This window comes from Sphingobium sp. SG1, from assembly GCF_057063145.1.
In genome coordinates, this window is record NZ_JBVVOJ010000008.1 from 1 (window position 1) to 23,473 (window position 23,473).

At 65.5% G+C, this 23,473-nt stretch carries 18 protein-coding genes and 1 riboswitch; of the genes, 9 read left to right on the forward strand and 9 right to left on the reverse strand.

Features of this window, described 5'->3' with window-relative positions; genetic code table 11:
* Positions 1–52 precede the first annotated feature (52 nt).
* The 3 genes from AC0KVN_RS17205 to AC0KVN_RS17215 all read right to left on the reverse strand — a co-directional run bounded on the left by AC0KVN_RS17205 (position 53) and on the right by AC0KVN_RS17215 (position 3,457).
* On the reverse strand, positions 53–664 hold the full coding sequence (locus tag AC0KVN_RS17205) for a DUF3800 domain-containing protein (protein WP_483656223.1): 612 nt from the start codon (positions 662–664) through the stop codon (positions 53–55).
* A gap of 69 nt (positions 665–733) precedes the next feature.
* Positions 734–2,629, reverse strand: coding sequence for a phosphomethylpyrimidine synthase ThiC (gene thiC, locus AC0KVN_RS17210; RefSeq protein ID WP_483656224.1), 1,896 nt, complete (start codon positions 2,627–2,629; stop codon positions 734–736).
* A 54-nt stretch (positions 2,630–2,683) separates the two neighbouring features.
* Positions 2,684–2,793: riboswitch (TPP riboswitch) on the reverse strand.
* A 55-nt stretch (positions 2,794–2,848) separates the two neighbouring features.
* Positions 2,849–3,457: a flavodoxin family protein gene (locus AC0KVN_RS17215; RefSeq protein ID WP_435568178.1), complete on the reverse strand. Its 609-nt coding sequence runs from the start codon at positions 3,455–3,457 to the stop codon at positions 2,849–2,851.
* Between the two features lie 105 nt (positions 3,458–3,562).
* Between AC0KVN_RS17215 and AC0KVN_RS17220 the strand changes: the two genes are divergently transcribed.
* The 7 genes from AC0KVN_RS17220 (at position 3,563) to AC0KVN_RS17250 (ending at position 13,663) form a co-directional block, all read left to right on the forward strand.
* Entirely contained in the window at positions 3,563–3,952 is a 390-nt protein-coding gene (locus tag AC0KVN_RS17220; RefSeq protein WP_278394248.1) for a winged helix-turn-helix transcriptional regulator, read from the forward strand.
* Positions 3,949–4,218: a hypothetical protein gene (locus tag AC0KVN_RS17225; protein WP_435568179.1), complete on the forward strand. Its 270-nt coding sequence runs from the start codon at positions 3,949–3,951 to the stop codon at positions 4,216–4,218. Before AC0KVN_RS17220 ends, AC0KVN_RS17225 begins: the two co-directional genes overlap by 4 nt.
* Positions 4,219–4,238: 20 nt before the next feature.
* Positions 4,239–6,335: a prolyl oligopeptidase family serine peptidase gene (locus AC0KVN_RS17230; protein WP_435568180.1), complete on the forward strand. Its 2,097-nt coding sequence runs from the start codon at positions 4,239–4,241 to the stop codon at positions 6,333–6,335.
* A 430-nt stretch (positions 6,336–6,765) separates the two neighbouring features.
* Complete coding sequence (locus AC0KVN_RS17235; RefSeq protein ID WP_435568216.1) at positions 6,766–10,098, forward strand: transglutaminase family protein; 3,333 nt, start codon at positions 6,766–6,768, stop codon at positions 10,096–10,098.
* Positions 10,099–10,101: 3 nt separating this feature from the next.
* Positions 10,102–12,585, forward strand: a complete 2,484-nt coding sequence (locus tag AC0KVN_RS17240) for a circularly permuted type 2 ATP-grasp protein (RefSeq protein ID WP_435568181.1) — start codon at positions 10,102–10,104, stop codon at positions 12,583–12,585.
* The gene (locus AC0KVN_RS17245) at positions 12,582–13,487 is read left to right on the forward strand and encodes a transglutaminase family protein (RefSeq protein ID WP_483656225.1); all 906 of its coding nucleotides are present in this window, start codon (positions 12,582–12,584) and stop codon (positions 13,485–13,487) included. The genes AC0KVN_RS17240 and AC0KVN_RS17245 overlap by 4 nt, the downstream gene beginning before the upstream one ends.
* Positions 13,484–13,663 carry a hypothetical protein gene (locus tag AC0KVN_RS17250; RefSeq protein ID WP_125985443.1) on the forward strand — a complete coding sequence of 60 codons (180 nt, stop codon included), beginning with the start codon at positions 13,484–13,486 and terminating at the stop codon, positions 13,661–13,663. Before AC0KVN_RS17245 ends, AC0KVN_RS17250 begins: the two co-directional genes overlap by 4 nt.
* A gap of 154 nt (positions 13,664–13,817) precedes the next feature.
* Here AC0KVN_RS17250 and AC0KVN_RS17255 read toward each other — a convergent pair whose 3' ends face one another.
* Together AC0KVN_RS17255 and AC0KVN_RS17260 are read right to left on the reverse strand one after the other, a co-directional pair.
* The gene (locus tag AC0KVN_RS17255) at positions 13,818–15,188 is read right to left on the reverse strand and encodes a cytochrome P450 (RefSeq protein ID WP_435568183.1); all 1,371 of its coding nucleotides are present in this window, start codon (positions 15,186–15,188) and stop codon (positions 13,818–13,820) included.
* The gene (locus tag AC0KVN_RS17260) at positions 15,185–16,312 is read right to left on the reverse strand and encodes a hypothetical protein (protein WP_435568184.1); all 1,128 of its coding nucleotides are present in this window, start codon (positions 16,310–16,312) and stop codon (positions 15,185–15,187) included. Before AC0KVN_RS17260 ends, AC0KVN_RS17255 begins: the two co-directional genes overlap by 4 nt.
* A gap of 21 nt (positions 16,313–16,333) precedes the next feature.
* On the opposite strand from AC0KVN_RS17260, the gene AC0KVN_RS17265 reads away from it, so the two are divergent.
* Positions 16,334–16,627 carry a hypothetical protein gene (locus AC0KVN_RS17265; RefSeq protein ID WP_004209421.1) on the forward strand — a complete coding sequence of 98 codons (294 nt, stop codon included), beginning with the start codon at positions 16,334–16,336 and terminating at the stop codon, positions 16,625–16,627.
* A gap of 5 nt (positions 16,628–16,632) precedes the next feature.
* Positions 16,633–17,460: a 3-deoxy-8-phosphooctulonate synthase gene (kdsA, locus tag AC0KVN_RS17270; protein WP_435568217.1), complete on the forward strand. Its 828-nt coding sequence runs from the start codon at positions 16,633–16,635 to the stop codon at positions 17,458–17,460.
* Between the two features lie 26 nt (positions 17,461–17,486).
* On the opposite strand, the gene AC0KVN_RS17275 is transcribed toward kdsA, so the two are convergent.
* The 4 genes from AC0KVN_RS17275 to AC0KVN_RS17290 form a co-directional block, all read right to left on the reverse strand.
* Positions 17,487–18,752 carry a glutamate-5-semialdehyde dehydrogenase gene (locus tag AC0KVN_RS17275; RefSeq protein WP_435568185.1) on the reverse strand — a complete coding sequence of 422 codons (1,266 nt, stop codon included), beginning with the start codon at positions 18,750–18,752 and terminating at the stop codon, positions 17,487–17,489.
* 236 nt (positions 18,753–18,988) lie between these two features.
* Entirely contained in the window at positions 18,989–20,089 is a 1,101-nt protein-coding gene (locus AC0KVN_RS17280) for a helix-turn-helix transcriptional regulator (RefSeq protein WP_435568186.1), read from the reverse strand.
* Between the two features lie 110 nt (positions 20,090–20,199).
* On the reverse strand, positions 20,200–20,847 hold the full coding sequence (locus AC0KVN_RS17285; RefSeq protein ID WP_435568187.1) for a class I SAM-dependent methyltransferase: 648 nt from the start codon (positions 20,845–20,847) through the stop codon (positions 20,200–20,202).
* 140 nt (positions 20,848–20,987) lie between these two features.
* The gene (locus AC0KVN_RS17290; protein ID WP_026109514.1) at positions 20,988–23,276 is read right to left on the reverse strand and encodes a CDC48 family AAA ATPase; all 2,289 of its coding nucleotides are present in this window, start codon (positions 23,274–23,276) and stop codon (positions 20,988–20,990) included.
* Positions 23,277–23,473 lie beyond the last annotated feature (197 nt).

Below are 23,473 nucleotides of genomic sequence, written 5' to 3' on the forward strand. Positions count from 1 at the left end.
AGCCTTCCTCTACGCCGCCGCCGCCATGCTCATGCTACGCCGTTTGGCTCGGTCAGCGTGAGTTTCGAAACCGACTCAAAGACGCCTTTGAATCTTTCCCGTGAGGATCTTCAATAATCTTAGTGATTGGGATATTTCTCGTTCCACCATAAGAGCTTGGAATTGGATTATATACAGCCATTCGCCTAACCATGCGGGAAAGCTTTTCCCCTGCCGTCGCATCGGTCAATACTAGACCAAAATCATCCCGATATTTCCCAGGGTAGTTACCAAAGAACAGCGTATTCTCAAATCTTTGAAACAAAACACCCCAGGCACTTTGAAAAACATCATAATCTGCAGGCTTCCCTGCCTTATCAACAATTACGTTTGTAATTGAAATTTCAGGTGTTTTTGCCAATTCGTCAATGGCATTTCTCAAAATAGATAACCTATGATGCTTGGCCAAACCATGTACCGGACTCCTGATATATTCAGAAGCATGCAACTCCGTACGAATGGGCAGCCCATAGACACTTTTCAGCGTCTTTCGCAATGCAATCAACCTGTCAATGAATGGTCGCCATCGTCGCTCATGAACAACGATCCCACTTAACGCAAAATAACGCGTTGGAGATCCAACAAGCCCTGTGTCACCACTTTCATCGACATACATCAGGTACATGTTTTCATGCTATTGCATGTGGAAGGATTATCAAGACCCTTCCACATCCATTTTCAATCTACCAATTCATCAATCATGCTCCCGTCCACCGGCGCCCATATAGAGTTCGCTGCCGGTTTCCTTGAAGAGTTTGCTCATCTCTTCCATGCCTTTCAACGCGGCGGCCTTGCTGGCTTCCGCCACTTCCGCGCCGGTCAGGCCCGCCGCCAGGAAGCCGTCGGCGGGCTGGTTCTTCTTCGCGGCGAAGTCGCGGACTTCCTGCGTGATCTTCATCGAGCAGAATTTGGGGCCGCACATCGAGCAGAAATGGGCGCTCTTGGCGCCTTCGGCCGGCAGGGTCTGGTCATGATATTGTTCGGCCGTGTCGGGATCCAGGGACAGGTTGAACTGGTCGCGCCAGCGGAACTCGAAGCGGGCGTGGCTGAGCGCGTCGTCGCGGACCTTGGCGGCGGGGTGGCCCTTGGCCAGGTCGGCGGCGTGGGCGGCGAGCTTGTAGGTGACGACGCCGACCTTCACATCGTCGCGGTCGGGCAGGCCCAGATGCTCCTTGGGCGTGACGTAGCAGAGCATCGCCGTGCCATACCAGCCGATCTGCGCCGCGCCGATGCCTGAGGTGATATGGTCATAGCCCGGCGCGATGTCCGTGGTGAGCGGCCCGAGCGTATAGAAGGGCGCTTCGCCGCAGACCTGGAGCTGCTTTTCCATATTCTCCTTGATCTTGTGCATCGGCACATGGCCGGGGCCTTCGATCATCACCTGCACATCCTGTTTCCAGGCGCGGTGGGTCAGTTCGCCAAGCGTATAGAGTTCGGAGAATTGCGCTTCGTCATTGGCGTCGGCGATCGAGCCGGGGCGCAGGCCGTCGCCCAGCGAATAGGCGATGTCATAGGCCTTCATGATCTCCGCGATCTCGTCGAAATGATCGTAGAGGAAGCTCTCCTTGTGGTGCGCCAGGCACCATTTCGCCATGATCGATCCGCCGCGCGAGACGATGCCGGTGACGCGCCTGGCCGCCATCGGGATATAGGCGAGGCGGACGCCGGCATGGATGGTGAAATAATCGACGCCCTGTTCGGCCTGTTCGATGAGGGTATCGCGGAAGATATCCCAGGTGAGGTCCTCGGCGATGCCGCCGACCTTTTCGAGCGCCTGATAGATGGGGACGGTGCCGATCGGCACGGGCGAGTTGCGGATGATCCATTCGCGCGTGTCATGGATGTTGCGGCCGGTGGAGAGGTCCATCACCGTGTCCGCGCCCCAGCGGATCGACCAGACCAGCTTGTCGACTTCGGACGCGACGTCGGAGGCGACCGCCGAGTTGCCGATATTGGCGTTGATCTTCACCAGGAAATTGCGGCCGATCGCCATCGGCTCGGATTCCGGGTGGTTGATGTTCGACGGGATGATGGCGCGACCGCGGGCGACTTCATCGCGGACGAATTCCGGGGTCACATAGTCGGGGATGGAGGCGCCCCAGCTTTCGCCGTCGCGGACATATTCGGCGAGGCGGGCGCGGCCCAGATTCTCGCGCTCGGCGACATATTCCATTTCCGGGGTGATGATGCCGCGACGGGCATAGTGCATCTGGGAGACGTTGGCGCCGGGCTTGGCGCGCAGGGGACGCTTCACCACGTTCGGGAAGGGCTGGACGCCGCCCGAACGGTCGGGGCCTTTCAGGCCATTATCCTCCGGCTTGATCTCGCGCGCGTCATATTCCTCGACATCGCCGCGTTCCCGGATCCAGTCGCGGCGGAGTTGCTGCAGGCCCGCCATGATGTCGATGTGGGCGTCCGGATCGGTATAGGGACCGGACGTGTCATAGACGCGCACCGGCGGCTCGCCGCTGCCCGGCTCCAGATGGATCTCGCGCATGGCGACCTTGCGCGGGCCGACATGGATCTTCTTCGAGCCGCGAATGGCTCCCGTAGTAACGCGCATTTCGGTGCGGGCGGGGACGTCTGCCATAACTTCTCTCTCCTTCAGGCGGAAAGAGAGTGCGGGCGGTGTCACGGGACGAGTGGCACGACGCGCTTCCCTCCCTACGCCAGTGTCAACTGGATCAGGTTCAGCGGGTCGCGGCCACAAAGCCGCCTCTCAACCGTCTGCGGACGGTCCCCCGGGGATATGGGCAATGGATAGCGCAAGCGCGGCGGCAGGGGAAGCCCCTGCCCGCCGTGCCGTCGATCAGGCAGGCAAGGCATCGGCCCGATGATCGATGCCAGCGCGCCAGCGGGCCGCTGCCTGCGCCACGCGGCGACCGAGCGAACGGGCGGTGGCGCGGTCGCCGGCCTTGGGCGTGACGTCCGGGCTGTCATTGGCCGCCTGGGCCATGGCGCCGATGAAGCTGCCGAGGCGGTTTTCGACCTCGGTCGCGGCGCTTTCATCGTCATTATTGCCCGGATTCTGGCCGGTGCCGATCCAGACCATGCCATGCTGGGCGGCAAAGATGGCGAGGCTGGTCAGGGTGTTGAGCTTGTCGCCCGAGGGCGAGCCGGAGACGGTGAAGGCGGCGCCCAGCTTGTCCTTCCACGCCTTGGTGAAATAGACCCGCGCGCTGGCGTCCATGAACGCCTTCATCGGCGCGGAGACGGTGCCCATATAGGTGGGCGAACCGAAGATGATGGCGTCGGCATCGGCGATGCGATCGAAAAATTCGCCGAAATCGGCCTGGAGGCCGTCGATGCGCAGCAGGTCGGCGACGCCGCCGCTGTCGGTGACGCCCTGGGCGACGTCGCGCGCGAGCACGTCGGTATGGCCGAAGCCGCTATGGTAGACGATGGCGATCTTGCTCATTTTCAAATGTCCTTGTTGCACGTCATGAGGGTGCAGCCGGCTTGCGGACGCCAAGATGGATGCCTAGGTACTGCAAGTGAAGTACGCACCTTGGAGTACCTACCCATGAAGCTGCCGGAATGGACCGAGCGGATCGATCCGTGCGAGGCGCATTGCCCGTCGCGCGACCTGCTGGACCTGATCGGGGATCGGTGGAGCCTGCTGATCCTGCTGGTGGTCGGCCAGGGGGTGCGGCGCAATGGCGAGCTGAAACGGCGGATCGGCGGCATCAGCCAGAAGATGCTGACCCAGACGCTGCGCGCGCTGGAGGCCAATGGGCTAGTGGCGCGCCATGACTTCGCGACCGTGCCGCCGCATGTCGAATATGAACTGACGCCGCTGGGCGTGTCATTGGGCGATGCGCTGGGGCCGCTGTTCCAGTGGATCGAGGGCAGCTATCCGGCGGTGGTGCAGGCACGGACCGATTTCGCCGCGCGCCAGGCGGAGGCGGCATGAGCGTCGCCGCCGACAAGAAGGCCCGGCGCAAGGCGTTGCGGCACGAGATGCGGATGGTGGCGGTGCGGCCGCGGCGCTGGGGGCTGTGGCTGCTCACCCTGGGCGCGCTGCTGCTGATCCTGCCGTCGGCCTTTGGCGTCCATAGCCTGATGGGCTGGTCACCGATGCTGCTGGGGCTGATCGCCTGTGCCGCGTCGCTGCCCTTGCTGGTGGCGGGCGCGGTGCTGCGGCGGCGCTATCTGAAGGGCCAGCTCGCGCGGGATTGAGGACAACAAAGGGGGGCGCAATGAAGAGGTTGATAACGATGGTTTCTGCTGCCCTGCTGACCGGCGCTGGCGCGCCCGCCCCCGCGCCTGCCGACGATCCGTTTGTCTGGCTGGAAGACTGGACCGGGCCGCGCGCGATGCAGTGGGTGGAGGCGGAGAACAAGGCGACCGTCGCCACGCTGCAGGGCGATCCGCGCTATGCCGGCTATTACAGGGATGCGCTGGCGATCGCATCGGCCAAGGACCGGATCGCGATGCCGATGCTGATCCATGGCCGCATCTATAATTTCTGGCGCGATGCCGACCATCCGCAGGGCGTGTGGCGCTATACGTCCGAGGCCGATTATGCGGCGGCGTCGCCCAACTGGACGACCGTGCTGGACCTGGATGCGCTGTCCAAGGCGGAAGGGAAGAAGTGGGTGTGGAAGGGCGCGACCATCCTCGACCCCGAGGAGCGGATCGCACTGCTGGCGCTGTCGGACGGCGGCGAGGATGCGGTGCGGCTGCGCGAGTTCGACCTGGTCGACGGCACATTCGTGCCGGGCGGGTTCGACATTCCCAACGCCAAGCAGAATGCGGTGTGGCTGGACAAGGATACGCTCCTCCTGTCGCGCGACTGGGGGGCGGACAGCCTGACCAAGTCGGGCTATCCCTTTGTCGTCAAGACGCTGAAGCGCGGGCAGAAGCTGGACGACGCGCAGGAAGTGTTTCGCGGCGCGGCGAGCGACCAGCTGATGTCGATGCCCATCCTGCTGAGCGATGGGCAGGGCAATCGGGCCGCCTTCCTGTTTCGCGGCGTCACTTTCTTCGGCAACGAGACCTGGCTGCTGACGGCGCAGGGGACGAAGCGGCTGGCGCTGCCGGCCAAGAGCCAGCTGCAGGGCATGGTCGACGGGCAGGTGCTGATCCAAACCAGCGAGGCGTGGGAAAGCGGCGGCGTGACCGTGCCGGCAGGGGCGCTGGCGAGCGTGGCGCTCAAAGCCCTGCAGGAGGGCGGGGTGCTGACGCCCGAGATCTTGTTCGCGCCGACGCGGCGCCAGTCGATCGACGGGGTGGTGGCGACGCAGAATCGGGTCGTGCTGAGCCTCAATGACAATGTGCGCGGGCGGGTGCGGGTCCATGCGCGCGGGGCCACGGGATGGACCGCGCAGCCGGTCGACCTGCCCGACAATGCGACGATCAGCACGGTCGCCGCGTCCGACAAGAGCGACCAGGCCTATCTGAGCGTCGCAGGCTTCCTGGCGCCGACGACGCTGTGGGCGATGGATGCCGCCGACCCCAAGCCCGTGCAGGTGAAGGCAATGCCGGCGCGGTTCGATGCGGCGGGGCTGGTGGTCGAGCAGTTTGAGGCGACGTCCACCGACGGGACCAAGATCCCCTATTTCATCGTCCACAAGAAGGGGATGACGCCCGACGGCAGCACGCCGACGATCATGACCGCCTATGGCGGCTTCGAGGTGCCGATGACGCCCAGCTATGCCGCGATCACCGGCAAGCTGTGGCTGGAGCGGGGCAATAGTTTCGTGCTGGCCAATATCCGCGGCGGCGGCGAGTTCGGCCCGGCCTGGCATGAGGCGGGCCTCAAGACCAAGCGCCAGATCATCTATGATGATTTCGCGGCGGTGGCGCAGGATATATTCGCCCGCAAGCTGTCGAGCCCGCAGAAATTCGGCATCTATGGCGGGTCCAATGGCGGGCTGCTGATGGGGGTCGAGTTCAACCAGCATCCTGACCTCTGGAACGGTGTGGTGATCCAGGTGCCGCTGCTCGACATGATCCGATACGAGCAGATCGCCGCCGGTGCGTCCTGGGTCGATGAATATGGCAGCGTGTCGGTGCCGGAGGAAAAGGCGTTTCTCGAGAAAATCTCACCCTATGCCAATATCCGCAAGGGGGTCGCCTGTCCCACGCCCTATATCTGGACCACGACCAAGGACGACCGGGTCGGGCCGCAGCATGCGCGCAAGTTCGCCGCGCGGCTGAAGGATTATGGCCTGCCCTATCTCTTCTACGAGGATACCGCCGGCGGCCATTCGGGCGACGCCGATATCGAACAGGGCGCCCGGTTGCAGGCGATGCAGATGGTCTATTTCAGCCAAAGGCTGGAGGGGAAATAGAGGCCAGGCCGCGTCGACAAATTCAGCGTCAGCCGAATGGCCGGGATGGGGTGGATTGCGGCCATCCCACCAACGTCATGCTGAACTTGTTTCAGCATCCATCGAGCCCAACAAACCATTGGTCTTATGGGAGGAATGGACCCTGAAACAAGTTCAGGGTGACGATGATGGAATGGCCAAAACTGGTCGCTCCCTGCCAATCTCGACCTGCGCCATCCTGACGGAAGTCAGGATCCATTCGGCGTTACACCCGCGCGAAAGCGCTGAATGGATCCCGGATGAAGCATGCCCTGAGCCTGTCGAAGGGTCCGGGATGACGTCGGTTAAATGAGGGGATGGCCGGGGCTGACGCGAACGGAAATTGCGAGAATCTTTGGCGAAGCGACAGTTTCGCATTGCATTGCAGCAAAGCGTGGTTTCTGATCGCATCATGCTCAAGGCCGCGCTGCACCACCTGACCGCCTATCGCTATAGCCGCCCGATCCGTCTGGGTCCGCAAGTGATAAGATTGCGGCCCGCGCCGCATAGTCGCACCAAGATCCCCAATTATGCGCTGAAGATCGAGCCGGCGAACCATTTCCTCAACTGGCAGCAGGACCCGCACGGCAACTGGCTGGCGCGGATCGTCTTTCCCGATCCGGTCGATCATTTCAGTATCGAGGTCGACCTGCTGGCCGATCTGGATATCATCAACCCGTTCGACTTCTTCGTCGAACCCTATGCGGAAAATTACCCCTTCAGCTATGACGAGCAGCTGGAGACCGATCTGGCCGCTTATTATGACGTCGAGATGCAGGGGCCGTTGTTCGAGGAACTGGTGGCCCAGCATGCCGCGTTCGAGGGACGGACGATCGACTTCCTGGTCGATGTGAACAGCAAGCTGCAGCAGCGCATCGGCTATGTCATCCGCATGGAAACCGGGGTGCAGACGCCCGAGGAGACGCTGGACATCGGCACCGGATCGTGCCGCGATTCCGCCTGGCTGCTGGTGCAGCTGTTGCGCCGGCTGGGCTTTGCCGCCCGCTTCGTGTCGGGCTATTCGATCCAGCTGGTTGCGGACGTCGAGCCGATCGAAGGGCCCAAGGGAGTCACCCAGGATGTGGTCGACCTGCATGCCTGGGCCGAGGCCTATGTGCCCGGCGCCGGCTGGGTCGCGCTCGACGCGACCAGCGGCATGTTCGCGGGCGAGGGGCATATCCCGCTCTGCGCCACGCCCCATTATCGCTCCGCCGCGCCGATCAGCGGCATGGCCGAACCGGCCGAGGTCGATTTCAATTTCGCCATGAATGTCAGCCGCATTGCCGAGGCGGTGCGGATCACCAAGCCCTTTACCGAGGGGCGCTGGGCGTCGCTGATGGCGCTGGGCGAACAGGTGGACGCGGACCTGATCGCGCAGGACGTGCGGCTGACCACCGGCGGTGAGCCGACCTTCGTCGCGGTCGACGATCCACAGGCGGGCGAATGGAATGGCGATGCGGTCGGGCCGACCAAGGCGGGCTATGCCGACCGGCTGATCCGGCGGCTGCGCGATCGCTTTGCGCCGGGCGCGCTGCTGCATCATGGCCAGGGCAAATGGTATCCGGGCGAAAGCCTGCCGCGCTGGGGCTATTCGATCTACTGGCGGGCCGACGGCGTACCGATCTGGCGCGATGCCGGGCTGATCGCGGGCGAGCCGGAGGCGGGCGATACGACCATTACCGCCGAGGATGCCGGCCGCTTCCTGACCGCCATGGCGGACGGGCTGGGGGTCGAGACGGATTTCGTCCAGCCGGTGTTCGAGGATGCGCTGGCCTGGTCGGTGAAGGAGGCGGAACTGCCCGCCAATACCGAGCCGGGCGATCCCAAGTTCGACAATCCCGAGGAGCGCAGCCGGATGGTGCGCGCGTTCGAGGGCGGCCTTAGCAAGACGGTCGGCTATGTGCTGCCGATCCAGCGCTGGCAGACGCAGGCGAGCGCGCCGCGCTGGCAGAGCGAGGTGTGGAAGGTGCGGCGCAAGGCGCTGTTCGCGGTGCCGGGCGATTCGGCGCTGGGATACCGCCTGCCGCTGGGCACCCTGCCCTATGTGCCGCCGTCCGATTTCCCCTATATCCATCCGCAGGATACGAGCGAGCCGCGCGAGCCGCTGGCCGATTATCGCGCCGAGGCGGCAGCTCCGGCCGAGCGGTTCGAGCGGTCCGAGGTGGCACAGGCCGAGCATCAGGACCGGCAGGAACAGGTGTTCATCGAAGGGGCGGTGCGCACCGCCGTCACGGTCGAGCCGCGCGGCAATTTCCTGTCGGTCTTCGTGCCCCCGGTGAAGACGCTGGACGATTATCTGGAGTTGATTGCTGAGGTCGAGAAGGTGGCCGAGGCGACCCGCATCCCGGTGCGGATCGAGGGCTATGCCCCGCCGTCCGACCCGCGCGTCAATGTGCTGAAGGTGACGCCCGACCCCGGCGTGGTCGAGGTGAATATCCAGCCGGCAACAAGCTGGGCCGAGACGGTGGCGATTACCCAGGGCGTCTATGAGGATGCCCGCGAAGTGAAGATGACCGCCGACAAGTTCATGGTCGATGGCCGGTCGGTCGGCACCGGCGGCGGCAATCATCTGGTGCTGGGCGGGGCGAGCGTGAACGACAGCCCGTTCATCCGTCGGCCGGACTTGCTCAAGAGCTTCGTCCTCTACTGGCAGCGGCACCCTTCGCTCTCCTATCTCTTCTCCGGCCTGTTCATCGGCCCGACCAGCCAGGCGCCGCGCATCGACGAGGCGCGGCACGACAGCCTCTATGAGCTGGAGATCGCGCTCGCGCAGGTGCCCAATCCGGTGCGCGACGGCGCGGACAAGCTGCCGCCGCCCTGGCTGGTGGATCGCCTCTTCCGCAACCTGCTGGTCGATGTGACCGGCAATACCCATCGCACCGAAATCTGCATCGACAAGCTGTTCTCGCCCGATGGGCCGACCGGGCGCCTTGGCCTCGTCGAGTTTCGCGGGTTCGAGATGCCGCCAGACCCGCAGATGAGCCTGGCCCAGCAATTGCTGCTGCGCGCGCTGACCGCCTGGTTCTGGCGCGAGCCGCAGCAGGGCAATCTGGTGCGCTGGGGCACGGCGCTGCACGACCGATTTTTCCTGGGCCATTTCGTCTGGGCCGATTTCCTGGAGGTGCTGAACGACCTGCGCCAGGCGGGCTATGATTTCGATCCCAACTGGTTCGAGGCGCAGCGCCAGTTCCGCTTCCCGGTGCATGGCAGCGTCGAGGCCGGCGGCGTCGGGCTGGAAATCAGCCATGCGCTGGAGCCGTGGAACGTGCTGGGCGAGACCGGCGCGATCGGCGGTACGGTGCGCTATGTCGACAGTTCGACCGAGCGGTTGCAGGTGCGCGTATCGGGCCTGGTCGCCGGGCGACATATCGTCAGCTGCAACGGGCGGCGCGTGCCGATGACGCCGACCGGCGTGCCGGGCGAGGCGGTGGGCGGCGTGCGCTACAAAGCGTGGGCGCCGGCCAATTGCCTGCACCCCAATCTGCCCGCCAATGCGCCGCTGACCTTCGATATCTTCGACAGCTGGAGCGGGCGGTCGCTGGGCGGCTGCGTCTATCATGTCGCCCATCCGGGCGGGCGCAATTATGACGATGTGCCGATCAACAGCTATGAGGCGGAGGCGCGGCGCAAGGCGCGGTTCCAGGATCATGGCCATACGCCCGGCCCCGTCGACATGCCGCCTGCCGAACCCCCGAGCGAATTTCCGATGACGCTGGACCTTCGGTTCAGGCATCCCGAATATTAGACGATGACCGACTCGCCTGTCCTGCCGGGTCTCGAAGCGTCCGGCTGGGCCGGCGACTATCTGGCGCGCGCGTCGGGCGGCGACCTGTTCGCCGGGGCGCCGGCGGAGATGGCGCCCCGCTGGCGGGCGATGCTGGATCGATTGTCGGAACAGGGTCAGGGCGATCCCGCGACGCTGGCCGGCAATGTCGAGCGGCAGGCGCAGGATCTGGGCCTGGCGTTCCGCCTGACCGGCGACGAGCAGGAGCGGCCCTGGCCGCTGAGCCCGATCCCGATGCTGATCGGCTCTGGCGAATGGACCCGGATCGAACAGGGGCTGATGCAGCGGGCCGAGCTGCTGGAGCGGGTGATCAGCGACATCTACAGCACCCAGAGCCTGGTGCGCGAGGGCAAGCTGCCCGCCGCGGTGGTGACCGGCAGCCCGCATTATTGGCGGGTGATGACCGGGGCGGCGCCACCGCGCGGCCATTATCTCCATTTCTATGCCGCCGATCTGGGACGCGGGCCGGACGGCGAATGGCGCGTGCTGGCCGACCGGGTGCGCACGCCCGTGGGTGTCGGCTATGCGCTGGAGAACCGGCTGGCGCTGTCGCGCGCGACCGGCGATCTGCTGGGCGCGATGAACACGCGGCGGCTGGCGCCCTTCTTCGCCGATCTGCGCCGGGGCCTGGCGGTCGATTGCCAGCGCGCCGATCCGCGCATCGGCCTGCTGACGCCGGGCCGGTTCAACCAGAGCTATGCCGAGCAGGCACATCTGGCCCGCTATCTGGGCCTGATGCTGGTCGAGGGCGATGACCTGATCGTCAGCGATGGGCGCCTGTTCGTGCGCACGATCGAGGGGCTGAAGCGGATCGACGGGCTGTGGCGCTGGATGGACAGCCGCTTCCTCGATCCGCTGGCGTTCGACGGGGAATCGCGGATCGGCGTGCCCGACCTCTATGATGCCTGCGCGCGCGGCGGGCTAATGGTCAGCAACTGGCCGGGCGCGGGCGTGATCGAGGCGCGCGCCTTTGCCGCCTTCCTGCCGCAACTGGCCAAGGCCCTGCTGGGCACCGAATTGCTGCTGCCCAATATCGCCACCTGGTGGTGCGGGCAGGAGCGCGAGCGCGGCCATGTGACCGGCCATCTGGACGAATTGCTGGTGGCATCGGCGTTCGACCGGGATGCGGCGGGGCTTGGCCCGGCGCGATCAGTGCAGGGATCGACGCTGGATGCGGACCAGCGCGCGACCTTGCTGGAGGCGATGGCGCGGCGGCCGATGGACTATGTCGGGCAGGAGGTGGTGAAATTGTCGACCACCCCGGCGATCGTCGGCGGGCGGCTGGCCCCCCTGCCCTTCACCCTGCGCGTGTTCGTGGCGCGAGATGGCCTCGGCCAATGGCGGATCATGCCGGGTGCCTTCGCGCGGCTGGCCGCCCATGGCGATATCCGTGCCGCGCTGATGGGCGAAGGCGACATGTCGGCCGACATGTGCGTGATCGACAGCCAGCCGGTGCCGCCCGATACGCTGCTGGGCGATGGCGGCGCGCCGGCAATCCGGCGGATCGGCGGGCTGTTGCCGACCAAGGCGGCGGACAATCTCTATTGGCTGGGCCGCTATATCGAGCGGACCGAAATGACGCTGCGGGTGATCCGCGCGGTCATCGGCGAATCGATCGAGGTCGATATGGGGCCATCGTCGGATTCGCCGACCATGGCGCGGCTGGCGGGGCAGCTGGCGCTGTGGGGCGCGACCGGAAACGCGGCGCAGCCGGTCGGTGCGCTGTGCGCGCAGGCGCTGGGCGATGCGCGCCAGCCGGGCAGCGTGCGCGCGTTGATGGGCGTGGTCGCCAATATCGGCGAGGGGCTGCGCGACCGGCTGGCAACCGATTTCTGGCGGCTGGTGCGCCTGCCGTTACCCGCCTTTGACGGGGCGGTGACCGAAACGCTGCTGGATGCGGCATCGCGCATGATCGAGCGGATTTCGGCGCTGTCGGGGCTGGCGGCGGAGAATATGGCGCGTACCGAGGGCTGGCGCTTCCATGACATGGGACGGCGGATCGAGCGGGCGATCACCGGATGCCGGCTGACCTTGCTGCTGGGCAGCGACTGGGCGTCGGCCGACGACCTGACCGTGCTGCTCGACCTGCATGACAGCCAGATCAGCTATCGCAACCGCTATCTGACCGGTCCGTCGCTGCCGCCGGTGCGCGATCTGGTCGCGCTGGAGCCGCAGAACCCCCGATCGATCGCCTATCAGGCACTGTGCATTGCCGAACATGTCGCCGCTTTGCCCACGCTGCGCGGCGACGGCATGCCGGAGGAGCCGCAGCGGCTGGCCGGCGCGCTGGCGGCGACGCTGGCGCCGCTGACCGGCGACATGCTGACCATGGCGACGCTGACCGATATCGAAAGCCGGCTGCTCGCCTTGTCCGACGCGATCGGCCAGCGCTATTTCCTGCAGGTCCGCAAGACGGAAAAGGTCGAGGGCGCAGAGCTGCTGTCATGATCTACCATGTCCGGCACAGAAGCATATTGCGCTATGGCGCGCCGGTGCGGGTCGCCCGCTTCAATGTGCGGTTGCGGCCGATGGCCTGGGCCGGGCAATGGACTGCCGACTATGCCTTGAGCGTCGATCCCCCGCCACTGTCGATCGAGGCGCGGCCGGGGGCCTGGCCGGTGCATGTCGAGCGGCTGGTGATCGACCAGCCATTGCGGCAATTGACGATCGAGAGCCGGTTCCGCGCCGGGGTGGCTGGCGGCGCGCCGATCCTGCCGCAGGATGACGACCCCAGCATCGCCATGGTGGCGCGCGCGGCGCTGGCCGACCGCGACATCAGCGCCTCTGCCCCCGCCCAATTCCTCTATGCCTCGCCCCGCGCGCCAATGCTGGACGCGATCGGCATCTGGGCGGGCGCGATGCTGGCGCCCGACCGGCCGATCGTCGCGGCGGCATGGGAACTGGCGCAGCAGATCAAGGCGGAATTTGCCTATGATCCCAGCGCCACCGATGCCGGGACGCCGGTGGCCGACGCCTTTGCCGCGCGCCATGGCGTGTGCCAGGATTTCGCCCATGTGATGGTGGTGGCGCTGCGCCTCGCTGGCCTGCCCGCCGCCTATGTCAGCGGATACCTCCGTACCTATCCGCCGCCGGGCATGCCCCGGCTGGTCGGCGCCGACGCCATGCATGCCTGGGTGATGCTGTGGTGCGGGCCGACGCGCGGATGGATCGGCTTCGACCCCACCAATGGCGTCATCACCGGCGAGGATCATCTGTTCATCGCCATGGGCCGCGACTATGCCGATGTCGCGCCGATGGACGGGCTGTTCGTCGGCGGATCGGGCCAGAGCATCAGCGTCGCCGTCGATGTCGTGCCCGAGGACGAGACCGCAAAAGAGGAAGTCGCATGATCGCCGCCATCATCCTGGTCCTGGCCGGCCTTTACTGCCTGGCGCGCGGCGTCATGGACCTGCGCGCGAAACGCTGGGTGTGGGGCGTGCTGGGGATCGTCGCAGGGATCGCGATCATGGCGGCGCCGATCCCGACGCAGGTGCAGGTGGAATTGCCGGCGGCGCAGGGCCGATAGGGCGCAGCTAAAATCCATCCTCCCCTGCAAGGGGAGGTGGCAGCGCGCAGCGCTGACGGAGGGGTATCCCCCTATCGAGAGCGTGACACCCCTCCACCATTTGCGATGCAAATGGTCCCCCTCCCCTTGCAGGGGAGGATCTGCGAGTGTCGGGTTACCCCACCCGCTCGAACAGCAGCTTCATGCCCGTCCTGGGGCGGATGGTGAGGCGGCTGATGGGTTCGGGTTTGAAGCCGGCGGGCATGGTGAGGCGGTAGCGGCGGATGACCGAGGCGATCACGGTCATCACTTCCTGCTGGGCGAAGCCGGCGCCGACGCATACGCGCGGGCCGCGGCCGAAGGGGAACCAGGCCTGTTTCACCATGTCGGCATTGGCGGGATCATCGAACCGGTCGGGGTCGAAGGCGTGCGGGCAGGCCCAATTATCCTTGTTACGTTGGGTCAGCCAGGGCGCGACGACCAGCATCGATCCTTCTTCAAGGCTCTTGTCGCGCATCTCCATCGGGCAGGTGACTTCGCGCGGGAAGAAGGCGACCGGCGGATAGAGGCGCAGCGTTTCGCGGAAGATGTTGCGGACATGGCCCATATCCTTGAGCATCGGCGCGGTCAGCACATCGTCGCCGGCGATGCCAGCCACTTCGGCGCGGACCCGATCCTGGATATGGGCGCATTCGGCGAGCATGTAGAGCGCCCAGGTCATGGTGCTGGCCGAGGTTTCATGGCCGGCGAGGAAGATGGTCGACACCTGTTCCATCACCTGTTCGCAGGTGAAATGGGCGCCGGTCTGCGCATCCTGCACCTCGATCAGCGATTGGAGAATGTCGCGATGGGGCGCCTCGCCCCGGCCATGATAGCCTTCGTAGCGGGCCTCGACGATCGGACGGAACACGTCATGGATGGCGCGGGCCGGCCCTTTAGAGCGTTTCTCGAACCAGCCGGCGGGGATGCCGTAGAGGCGCAGCATCGAGGCCGAATGGGCGAGCCGCTGGAACCGGCCGAAGGCGGTGTGGATGATGTTGGAGCGTTCCTCGTCCAGCGTCTGCGAGAAGAGGGTGCGGAAGATGATGTCGGCCGCGACATGGGTCATCATCGGGTCGATATCGACCGGCTTTGTCCGATCGGCGGCATCGAGCCGGGCGAGCAGATCGTCGGCGGCGGCGACCATCAGCGGCATGGACCGATTGAGCGCAGTATGGGCGAAGGCGGGATTGACCATCGCCCGCTGGCTTTCCCAATCCTCGCCATTGGCGGAGAAGACCGAATTGCCGATCAGCGGATCGAGATTGCGGACAAGTTCGCTATGCTTGGGGAACGCGGTGCCGCCCTTGAGGATCTTGTCCACCAGCGGCAGTTCATTGGCGATATACATGGTCTGACCCGGCATGCGGATCTCGCCCATCTTCATCGTATAGCTTTTGTCGAACAGCACATGGATCCAGCTGTGCCAGCCACGCAGGAAGCGTTTGATGAGGCCGCGCTTCGACCTGGGCGGTTCGGGATAGGGCGGCGTGAAGGGCGCGCTCACGGGATCGTCCGGAAGGCGGCGACCGCCTCGTCCACCGTGCGGCGGCCAGCGGTCAGGCTCACGAAATCCAGCGGCGACAGGCGGTCGCCGACCCTGAGATAATCGAAATGCGCCTCATATTTGTTGGACCAGCCCCCGTGATAATTTTCGGCCAAGTAGAAGAGATGGAAACGCGGCGATAGCATGTCCACCCGCGCGGCAAATTGATCGGCGACAAGGCGCAGCGGATTGACGTTGTAATAGGCCGCGCCGTCGGGCGGGGAGCTGATGTCGACATAGCGGAAAGGCTGGTCGGCGAGGGCTTTCAGGTCCGCATGATACCAGCCGGCATCGCAGCGCAGGCCGATGACCGGCACCACCTGCCCCATGCCGACCATGACGAAATGATCGGGCAGCGGCGCGCGCCCACGCAGCGCGAGGATGCGGCGCAGCAGGCTCATGCCCAGGATCGTGCCGGCGCTGTGGGTGACGAGCTGGATCTCGTCCCAGTCGCCGTCCAGCTCCGCCGCGATGCGGGCGGCGAACTGGTCGAGCCGGGCATTAAGCTCGTCGCCCGGCCCGTCGGCGGCGAGCGCGCCATGATAGGTCATGAAGCGCAGCAGCCAGGGCACGACCAGCTTGTTAAGGATGCGGCCGGAGAAGAAAGCGCTGATGCCGATGCCGACCAGCGCCGCCGCCCAGAAGGGCAGCAGCAGCGACAGCAGCAGCGCCGGGACCAGCGCCAGCAGCAGCGGGATCAGCACGGCCAGGATCGGCGGATAGAGGATGGTGATCACCGGCCCGCGGCGCAATTTGCGCATCCGACCGAACTGCATCAGCCGGGCATGGCCGGCATAGGCGCGGGCAGCGCGCCAGGCGAGGGTGAAGGGATGGCGGATCCAGACCTTGCCGATCAGATCTTCCCAGCGGAGATATTCATAGTCGGTCTCGACCCCGGCGCTGGCGTTGGTGACGGTCCAGATCGCGCTGTTGGCGGGGCCGGCGCGGCGCGCGCTGACCTCCACCGTCTCGCCGGTCAGCGCGGTGTAGCGGGCCGCCTGATCGCGATAGAGCTGGTGATAGAAACGGACGCCGCGCGGATCAAAACCACCTAGGTAAAAGACTTTACGCTTGAATTTCTGCACTGCCCCGGTCCTAATCGGGACATGACCACGCCCGAACGCGACTACTGCTATTTCATAGACCATCGCAAATACAACCGGAATGTCGGCTGTAGGAAGCATGACAATATGTACGGCATCAATGGCGGCGGCAGTGAGCGCGACCGCTGGCGCGCCGACATGACATTCTATCGCCATATGAAGGCCAATGGCGATCCGATGGCGCTGCCTTCGCTGCTCGCCTGCCTGACCTTTGGCTGGTTCTGCTGGAATTATCATCCCGGCAAGGGGCTGTGGCGCGGACAATTGTTGCGCCGCTTCGCAAAGGCGCCCAAGTGAGCGGCATGAGAGATCCCAAGCATGTGAAGGTCGGCCCGGTCACCTTCGGCAACGACCTGCCCTTCGTCCTGATTTCCGGCCCCTGCCAGATCGAAAGCCGCGACCATGCGCTGTTCATGGCCGATGCGCTGGCCAAGGCGGCGGCGGATGCGGGCGTGCCCTTCATCTTCAAGAGCAGCTTCGACAAGGCCAACCGCACATCGGTATCGGGCAAGCGCGGCGTCGGCATCGACGCGGGGCTGGCGATCCTGGCCGAGGTGAAGGCGACTTTGGGCTGCCCGGTGCTGACCGACATTCACGGCCCCGAACAGGTGGAGGCGGCGGCGCAGGCGGTGGATATCCTGCAGATCCCGGCGTTTCTGTGTCGCCAGACCGACCTGCTGATCGCGGCCGGCAAGACCGGCGCGGTGATCAACGTCAAGAAGGGGCAGTTCCTGGCCCCGTGGGACATGGCGGCGGTGGCGCAGAAGGTCGCGTCGACCGGCAATGAGCGCATATTGCTGACCGAGCGCGGCGCGAGTTTCGGCTATAACACGCTGGTCAGCGACATGCGCGCGCTGCCGGTGATGGCGGAAACCGGTTATCCGGTGGTGTTCGACGCCACCCATTCGGTGCAGCAGCCCGGCGGGCTGGGGTCGGCCTCCGGTGGCCAGCGCGACTATGCGCCGCTGCTGGCGCGCAGCGCGGTGGCAGCGGGCGTGGCGGCGATCTTCGCCGAGGCGCACGAAGACCCCGACAATGCGCCGTCGGACGGGCCGGTAATGCTGAAGCTCGACTGGGTCGGGCCGATGCTGAAGCAGTTGAAGGCAATCGATACGGTGGTGAAGGGGTAGGTTTCCCCCTCCACCCGGAAAACGCCTTACGGTCGAGCCTGGCCGCGACCGCGCACGATCCATTTATAGGTGGTGAGCCCTTCGAGCGCGACCGGGCCGCGGGCGTGGAGGCGGCCGGTCGAGATGCCGATTTCCGCGCCCAGGCCGAACTCGCCGCCATCGGCGAACTGGGTCGAGGCGTTCCACATCACGATCGCGCTGTCGACGGCATTGAGGAAGCGTTCGGCCACCGCCGCATCCTCGGTGATGATCGCGTCGGTATGATGGCTGGCATGCGCCGCGATATGGGCGATCGCCTCTTCCACGCCGTCGACCAGCCGGATCGAGACGATGGCGTCGAGATATTCGGTATCCCAATCCTCGTCCGATGCGGCGACCACGCGTTCGTCCATCGCCTGCACCGCGTCATCGCCGCGCACTTCGCACTTGGCGTCGAGCAGCGCCTTCACCAGCGCGGGGGCATGGCCATAGGCGCGGTCGATCAGCACCGTTTCGGTCGAACCGCAGACGCCGGTCCGGCGCAGCTTGGCATTCAAGACCAGGCTTTCCGCCATGGCCGGATCGGCCGCGCCATCGATATAGCTGTGGTTGATCCCGTCGAGATGGGCGAGCACCGGCACCCGCGCCTCTTCCTGCACGCGCGCGACCAGGCTCTTGCCGCCGCGCGGCACGATGAGGTCTACGAAATCCGATGCGCGCAACAGGGCGCCGACCACGGCGCGATCGGTGGTGGGGACGAGTTGCACCGCATCGGCGGGCAGGCCGGCGGCGGCGATCCCCTCCGCCATGGCGGCGTGGATCGCGCGGTTGCTTTCCTTCGCCTCGCTGCCGCCGCGCAGGATCACGGCATTGCCGGCGCGCAGGCAGAGGGCAGCGGCGTCGGCGGTGACGTTGGGGCGGCTTTCATAGATGATGCCGATGACGCCCAGCGGCACGCGCACGCGGCTGAGTTCCAGACCATTGGGGCGCACGGAGGAGTCGATCACGCTGCCGAGCGGATTATCGAGGGTCGCCACCTGATCCACGCCGACGGCCATGGCGGCAATCCGATCCTCGTCCAGCCGCAGCCGGTCGAGCATCGCGGCGGACAGGCCATTGTCGATGCCATTGTCCATGTCGCGCGCATTGGCGGCGAGGATGGCGGGCGCCTGGTCGCGCAGGGCCTGGGCGGCGCGGCGCAGCGCATCGACCTTCTGCGCGTCCCCGGCTGGCGCGAGCAGGGCGGCGGCGCGGCGCGCACGCGCGCCCATCTGCGCGATCAGCATTTCGGGGGTCTGCGTCAGGTCATTCATTGGTAATCTCGCTTCAAATCCGGCAGCGGCTTAGCACGAAAATGTCGCGGGACGGAACCCTGACGAAGTGTGGGGAGACAGGAAGAGATGCCGGCGGCCGACCCATGGGTCGCATATGGATCGGCCGTCGGCAGGCAAGATGCTCCTGCCCCGTCGAATCATCTAGCCGTTCGACGAAGCCGGCGCATACCCCGATCGGGGTAAATTGCGCAATTCACGCAATAAAAATCCGGATGTCAGCTGCTCATCATCCCGACGATGCGGACAAGCTGCGATTCCCGGTTGCACCCCGTCTTGTCATAGATGGAGCGCAACTGGGCCTTGAGCGTCTCGGCCGAAACGCCGCGGCGCTGGGCAATGTCCGCACGACTCATCCCGGCGGCCAGATGGATGGCGATGTCCGCTTCGGCCGGGGTCAGGCGGAAAGTGCGCATGAGCAGGCGGACATGGCGTTCGGTCGGCGCGCCGACGCGCGCGACGATAATCGCATGCGGCGCAAAGGGCAGTGCCCAGGGGCGGGAGGGTAAGGGGAAAAATTCGAGCATAATGCCAACGCCGCCATCGGCATCGGCAAGCGCCACCGGATCGGCTTCGCGCGCCGGCACATCCACCACCGCGCGGATGGATCGCAAAATTGCGCGCGTCTCGTCGCCCCGGTCGCTCTGCAGCCAGCCGTCGCCGACCCGCAGCCGGCTGGTCGACAGCAAGGCATCGGCACGCGGCGTCATGCCCCCCACCCGCCCGGTCGCGTCGAGCAGCCAGCAGGCGCGGTCCATGGTCTCGAACGTGCCGGCCAGCAGGCCAAAGCCCTGTTGCTCGATCGCCCGCTGCAGCCGGACGGCATGGCGGGCATGACCGGCCAGCTTGGCGAACAGGTCGCGCTGTTCCACACTGGTGCGGCCATCAGCCTCGCTGCGCAGCAGGGCGAAGCCGATCATCACATTGTCGTCGGCGACCAGACGCGTCTGGCACCCGTGGAAAATGTCATAGTCGCTGCACAGGTCGAGATAGTCATCCGCGCGCAGTGCCTGGCGCGCGACATCATAATGGGCTTCATGCACGATCGCCGGGCGCGCCGGCAGTCGGTCGGCCGCGACCCGGAAATTGAGGTCCGGGGCAGCGCCGTCTATCATCGATGACTTTTCGATAATATCCGGCGCCACGTCGCTGATCCAGTTAAAGGCCGCTGCCCCCGGACCGAAACCGATCAATTGGCCATGGCACGACCCGGTTGCCTGGGCCATGGCGCGCAGCGCCGCATCCCAGAGATGCGGCTCCAGCGCAGCCGACAAGAAGAGGTCGGCCCACGGATCGTTGCCATCGGCGTATGACGCCATATAACCCCCTTGTCCCCAAGCAATTGGTTGCTCAAGTCCAGCGCGGAGTCAAACGCGCAGCAGGCCGAATTACGTAATTTCTGCCAGATATTAATACAGATCAGGAAAGATCAGGCCGCCTGGGCCAGCGCTTCGTCCTTGGCCGCGCGGAACAGGCGACAGGGGGGAATGTTGCGCCATTCCAGTTCGTCGCTGACCCGGCCAAACAGCGGGTCGATCAGGCGGCGGACATAGCGCGAATATTGGTAGATGATGAAGCTGCCGCCCGGCCGCAGCACGGCGCGCGTCTCTTCGCAGATGGTTTCGCCCACGCCCGCCGGCAGGGTGGAAAAGGGCAGGCCCGAAAGGACGTAATCCGCCTTCTGATAGCCCGCTTCCTTGACGAAGCGGCGCACGTCGGCGGCCGAGCCATGGACGACGCGCAGGCGCGGATCGTCGATCGCATCCTCCAGATAGGCGACGAAATCGAGATTGAGGTCGATCGCCAGCAGGATCGCGTCGGGATGCATGCGATCGAGAATGGCCTGGGTGAAGGTGCCGACACCCGGACCATATTCGACGAACAGGCGGGTCCGTGCCCAGTCGACGCCGTCCAGCGAGCGCGCGACAAGTTGCGACGAGGAGGGGATGACCGAACCGATCATGCCGGGATGCTTCATGAACTGGCGGAAGAACATGGCCCACTGGCTGCGGAAGGAGCGGCTGCCACCGCGCGTCGAAATCCTGGTCTTCTTGTCTTTGAACGGTAGGGAGGCCATCAAAATCCGCCTGACTGACTAACAGAATCGGCCTCGCAAAATTGATGTCCGCTGGCAAGCGGCTTTGCGCGCCATGAGATAGAACGCGCGGCCAGGCGATGGGTTCACCCACCGTCGGCCGCGCGCTTATCCCAAGTCCATCAGCGTTCGCGGGCGCGCAGCATGCCGGGCGCAATGAAGCCGATCGGATCGACCTGCATCGCGCTCTGCTTCAAGGTCGCCTGGATCTGCTCATATTCCCGCTCCATTTCCGGCGTCACAGAGGCGCGGGTTTCCTCCAGTGCCGCCTCGAAATGGGCCATGGTGACGGCTTCGACCCGCAGCGACTGCCGCAGCGCGATGAGGCCCGCCCGACGGGACAGATCCTCCAGGTCCGCGCCGGTGAACCGCTCCGTCCGGGCCGCCAGCTGATCCAGATCGACGTCGGACGCCAGCGGCATCTTCTTGGTATGGATCGCCAGGATGCGCTTGCGTCCGGCCTGGTCGGGCACCGGCACATAGATGAGTTCGTCGAAGCGGCCGGGCCGCAGCAGCGCCGGATCGACCAGGGTCGGCCGGTTGGTGGCGCCGATGACGACCACCGACTGCAATTCCTCCAGCCCGTCCATTTCGGCGAGGATGGTGTTGACCACCCGCTCCGTCACCGCCGGCTCGCCCAGGCCACCGCCACGGGCGGGGACCAGGCTGTCCAGTTCGTCGATGAAGATGACGGTCGGCGCCACCTGTCGCGCGCGGGCGAACAGGCGGGCGATCTGCTGCTCGCTCTCGCCATACCATTTGGACAGGAGGTCGCTCGACTTAGTGGCGATGAAATTGGCCTGCGCCTCACGCGCGACCGCCTTGGCCAGCAACGTCTTGCCGGTGCCGGGCGGACCATAGAGCAGGAAGCCCTTGGCCGGGCGGATGCCCAGGCGCCGGAAGGCGTCGGGATCCTTGAGCGGCAGTTCGACCCCTTCCTTGAGCCGCATCTGCGCATCGTCCAGGCCGCCAATGTCGGCCCAGCCGATATTGGGCGCCTGCACCATCACCTCGCGCATGGCCGAGGGCTGGACCCGCTTGATCGCCGAGAGGAAATCCTCCCGCGTGACGGACAGATCCTCCAGCACGTCGGGCGGGATCGTGCCTTCCTCCAGATTGAGGCGCGGCATCAGCCGGCGCACCGTCTCGATCGCGGCCTCGCGGGTCAGCGCGGCGAGATCGGCGCCGACAAAGCCATAGGTCATGCGCGCCAGTTCGGCGAGATCGACCCGGTCGCCCAGCGGCATGCCGCGGGTGTGGATGCCCAATATCTCGCGCCGGCCGCGTTCGTCGGGGACGCCGACGACGATTTCGCGGTCGAAGCGGCCGGGACGGCGCAGCGCCTCGTCGATCGCCTCGGGCCGGTTGGTCGCGGCGATGACGACCAGATTGGTGCGCGGTTCCAGCCCGTCCATCAGGGTGAGAAGCTGGGCGACGAGGCGCTTTTCGGTTTCGCCGGTGACCTGACCCCGCTTGGGCGCGATCGAGTCGATCTCGTCGATGAAGAGGATGGAGGGCGCCGCCTTGGCCGCTTCCTCGAAAATGTCGCGCAGCTTCTTTTCCGACTCGCCATAGGCCGAACCCATGATCTCGGGTCCGTTGATGAGGAAGAATTCGGCTTCCGATTCATTGGCGACGGCGCGGGCGAGCCGGGTCTTGCCGGTGCCCGGCGGGCCATGGAGCATCACCCCCTTGGGCGGATCGACGCCCAACCGCTCGAACAATTCGGGATAGCGCAGCGGCAGCTCGACCATCTCGCGCAGCTGGTCGATCGTTTCGGCCATGCCGCCGACATCGTCATAGGTGACATCGGCACGGCGGGATTCGCGCGGCTCCTCATACTCGGCGCGCAATTCCACCTCGGTCTCGGCATCGATATGGACGATGCCCTTGGGCACGGTCGACACCACGATCAGGCGGATTTCCTGGAGCGCATAGGCCGGCGCCGCCAGCATCTGGCGCAGATGGGGTGGCATGTCGCCGGGCGGCACCTGTTGCTGCCCGGCGGTGGCGACGACATCGCCCGCGACAAGCGGCCGCTGAAAGAAAACCCGCTTCAGCGCATCGGGATTACCCTGGAGACGGAGATTATTTTGTGCAGGCGCGAACACGACGCGCTGGGCCGGACGCGGATCGATCTTGCGCAATTGAACGAAGTCGCCCGAGCCGACGCCGGCATTGGCGCGCTGCAAACCATCCAGGCGCAGCACGTCCAGACCTTCATCTTCCTTATAGGGGCGCACCACCCGCGCCGGAGTCGATCGCTTGCCGACAATCTCGACAACATCGCCTTCAGCCAGTTGCAATTCGGCCATTACCGTCAGCGGAAGCCGCGCCAAACCGCGCCCGGCATCCTCCGGCCGCGCATTGGCGACCTGAATCCTGCGTCCGCTGCTGTCCTGATCGGCCATGGTCATCCCCGTCCTTTTGGTTGCGAAACGAAGATAGGTAACGCCGGGGGTGAGGGAAAGGGGCCGTGCTTCGTTATGCCCGGAACAAAAAAAGGGCCAGCGCAAGCGCCAGCCCGGAAAGTTTATAGGAGAGGATGCCTGAAAGGCCTTTCCTATGTGCGCTGCAGCAGGTAATTTTGCAAGTGCGAAAAGAATCG

What these genes read in the sequence shown, in the direction of transcription:
- AC0KVN_RS17205 (WP_483656223.1), bottom strand. Translation starts at nt 664, where the DNA reads ATGTACCTGATGTATGTCGATGAAAGTGGTGACACAGGGCTTGTTGGA.
- thiC (WP_483656224.1), bottom strand. Translation starts at nt 2,629, where the DNA reads ATGGCAGACGTCCCCGCCCGCACCGAAATGCGCGTTACTACGGGAGCC.
- AC0KVN_RS17215 (WP_435568178.1), bottom strand. Translation starts at nt 3,457, where the DNA reads ATGAGCAAGATCGCCATCGTCTACCATAGCGGCTTCGGCCATACCGAC.
- AC0KVN_RS17220 (WP_278394248.1), top strand. Translation starts at nt 3,563, where the DNA reads ATGAAGCTGCCGGAATGGACCGAGCGGATCGATCCGTGCGAGGCGCAT.
- AC0KVN_RS17225 (WP_435568179.1), top strand. Translation starts at nt 3,949, where the DNA reads ATGAGCGTCGCCGCCGACAAGAAGGCCCGGCGCAAGGCGTTGCGGCAC.
- AC0KVN_RS17230 (WP_435568180.1), top strand. Translation starts at nt 4,239, where the DNA reads ATGAAGAGGTTGATAACGATGGTTTCTGCTGCCCTGCTGACCGGCGCT.
- AC0KVN_RS17235 (WP_435568216.1), top strand. Translation starts at nt 6,766, where the DNA reads ATGCTCAAGGCCGCGCTGCACCACCTGACCGCCTATCGCTATAGCCGC.
- AC0KVN_RS17240 (WP_435568181.1), top strand. Translation starts at nt 10,102, where the DNA reads ATGACCGACTCGCCTGTCCTGCCGGGTCTCGAAGCGTCCGGCTGGGCC.
- AC0KVN_RS17245 (WP_483656225.1), top strand. Translation starts at nt 12,582, where the DNA reads ATGATCTACCATGTCCGGCACAGAAGCATATTGCGCTATGGCGCGCCG.
- AC0KVN_RS17250 (WP_125985443.1), top strand. Translation starts at nt 13,484, where the DNA reads ATGATCGCCGCCATCATCCTGGTCCTGGCCGGCCTTTACTGCCTGGCG.
- AC0KVN_RS17265 (WP_004209421.1), top strand. Translation starts at nt 16,334, where the DNA reads ATGACCACGCCCGAACGCGACTACTGCTATTTCATAGACCATCGCAAA.
- kdsA (WP_435568217.1), top strand. Translation starts at nt 16,633, where the DNA reads ATGAGAGATCCCAAGCATGTGAAGGTCGGCCCGGTCACCTTCGGCAAC.
- AC0KVN_RS17275 (WP_435568185.1), bottom strand. Translation starts at nt 18,752, where the DNA reads ATGAATGACCTGACGCAGACCCCCGAAATGCTGATCGCGCAGATGGGC.
- AC0KVN_RS17280 (WP_435568186.1), bottom strand. Translation starts at nt 20,089, where the DNA reads ATGGCGTCATACGCCGATGGCAACGATCCGTGGGCCGACCTCTTCTTG.
- AC0KVN_RS17285 (WP_435568187.1), bottom strand. Translation starts at nt 20,847, where the DNA reads ATGGCCTCCCTACCGTTCAAAGACAAGAAGACCAGGATTTCGACGCGC.
- AC0KVN_RS17290 (WP_026109514.1), bottom strand. Translation starts at nt 23,276, where the DNA reads ATGGCCGATCAGGACAGCAGCGGACGCAGGATTCAGGTCGCCAATGCG.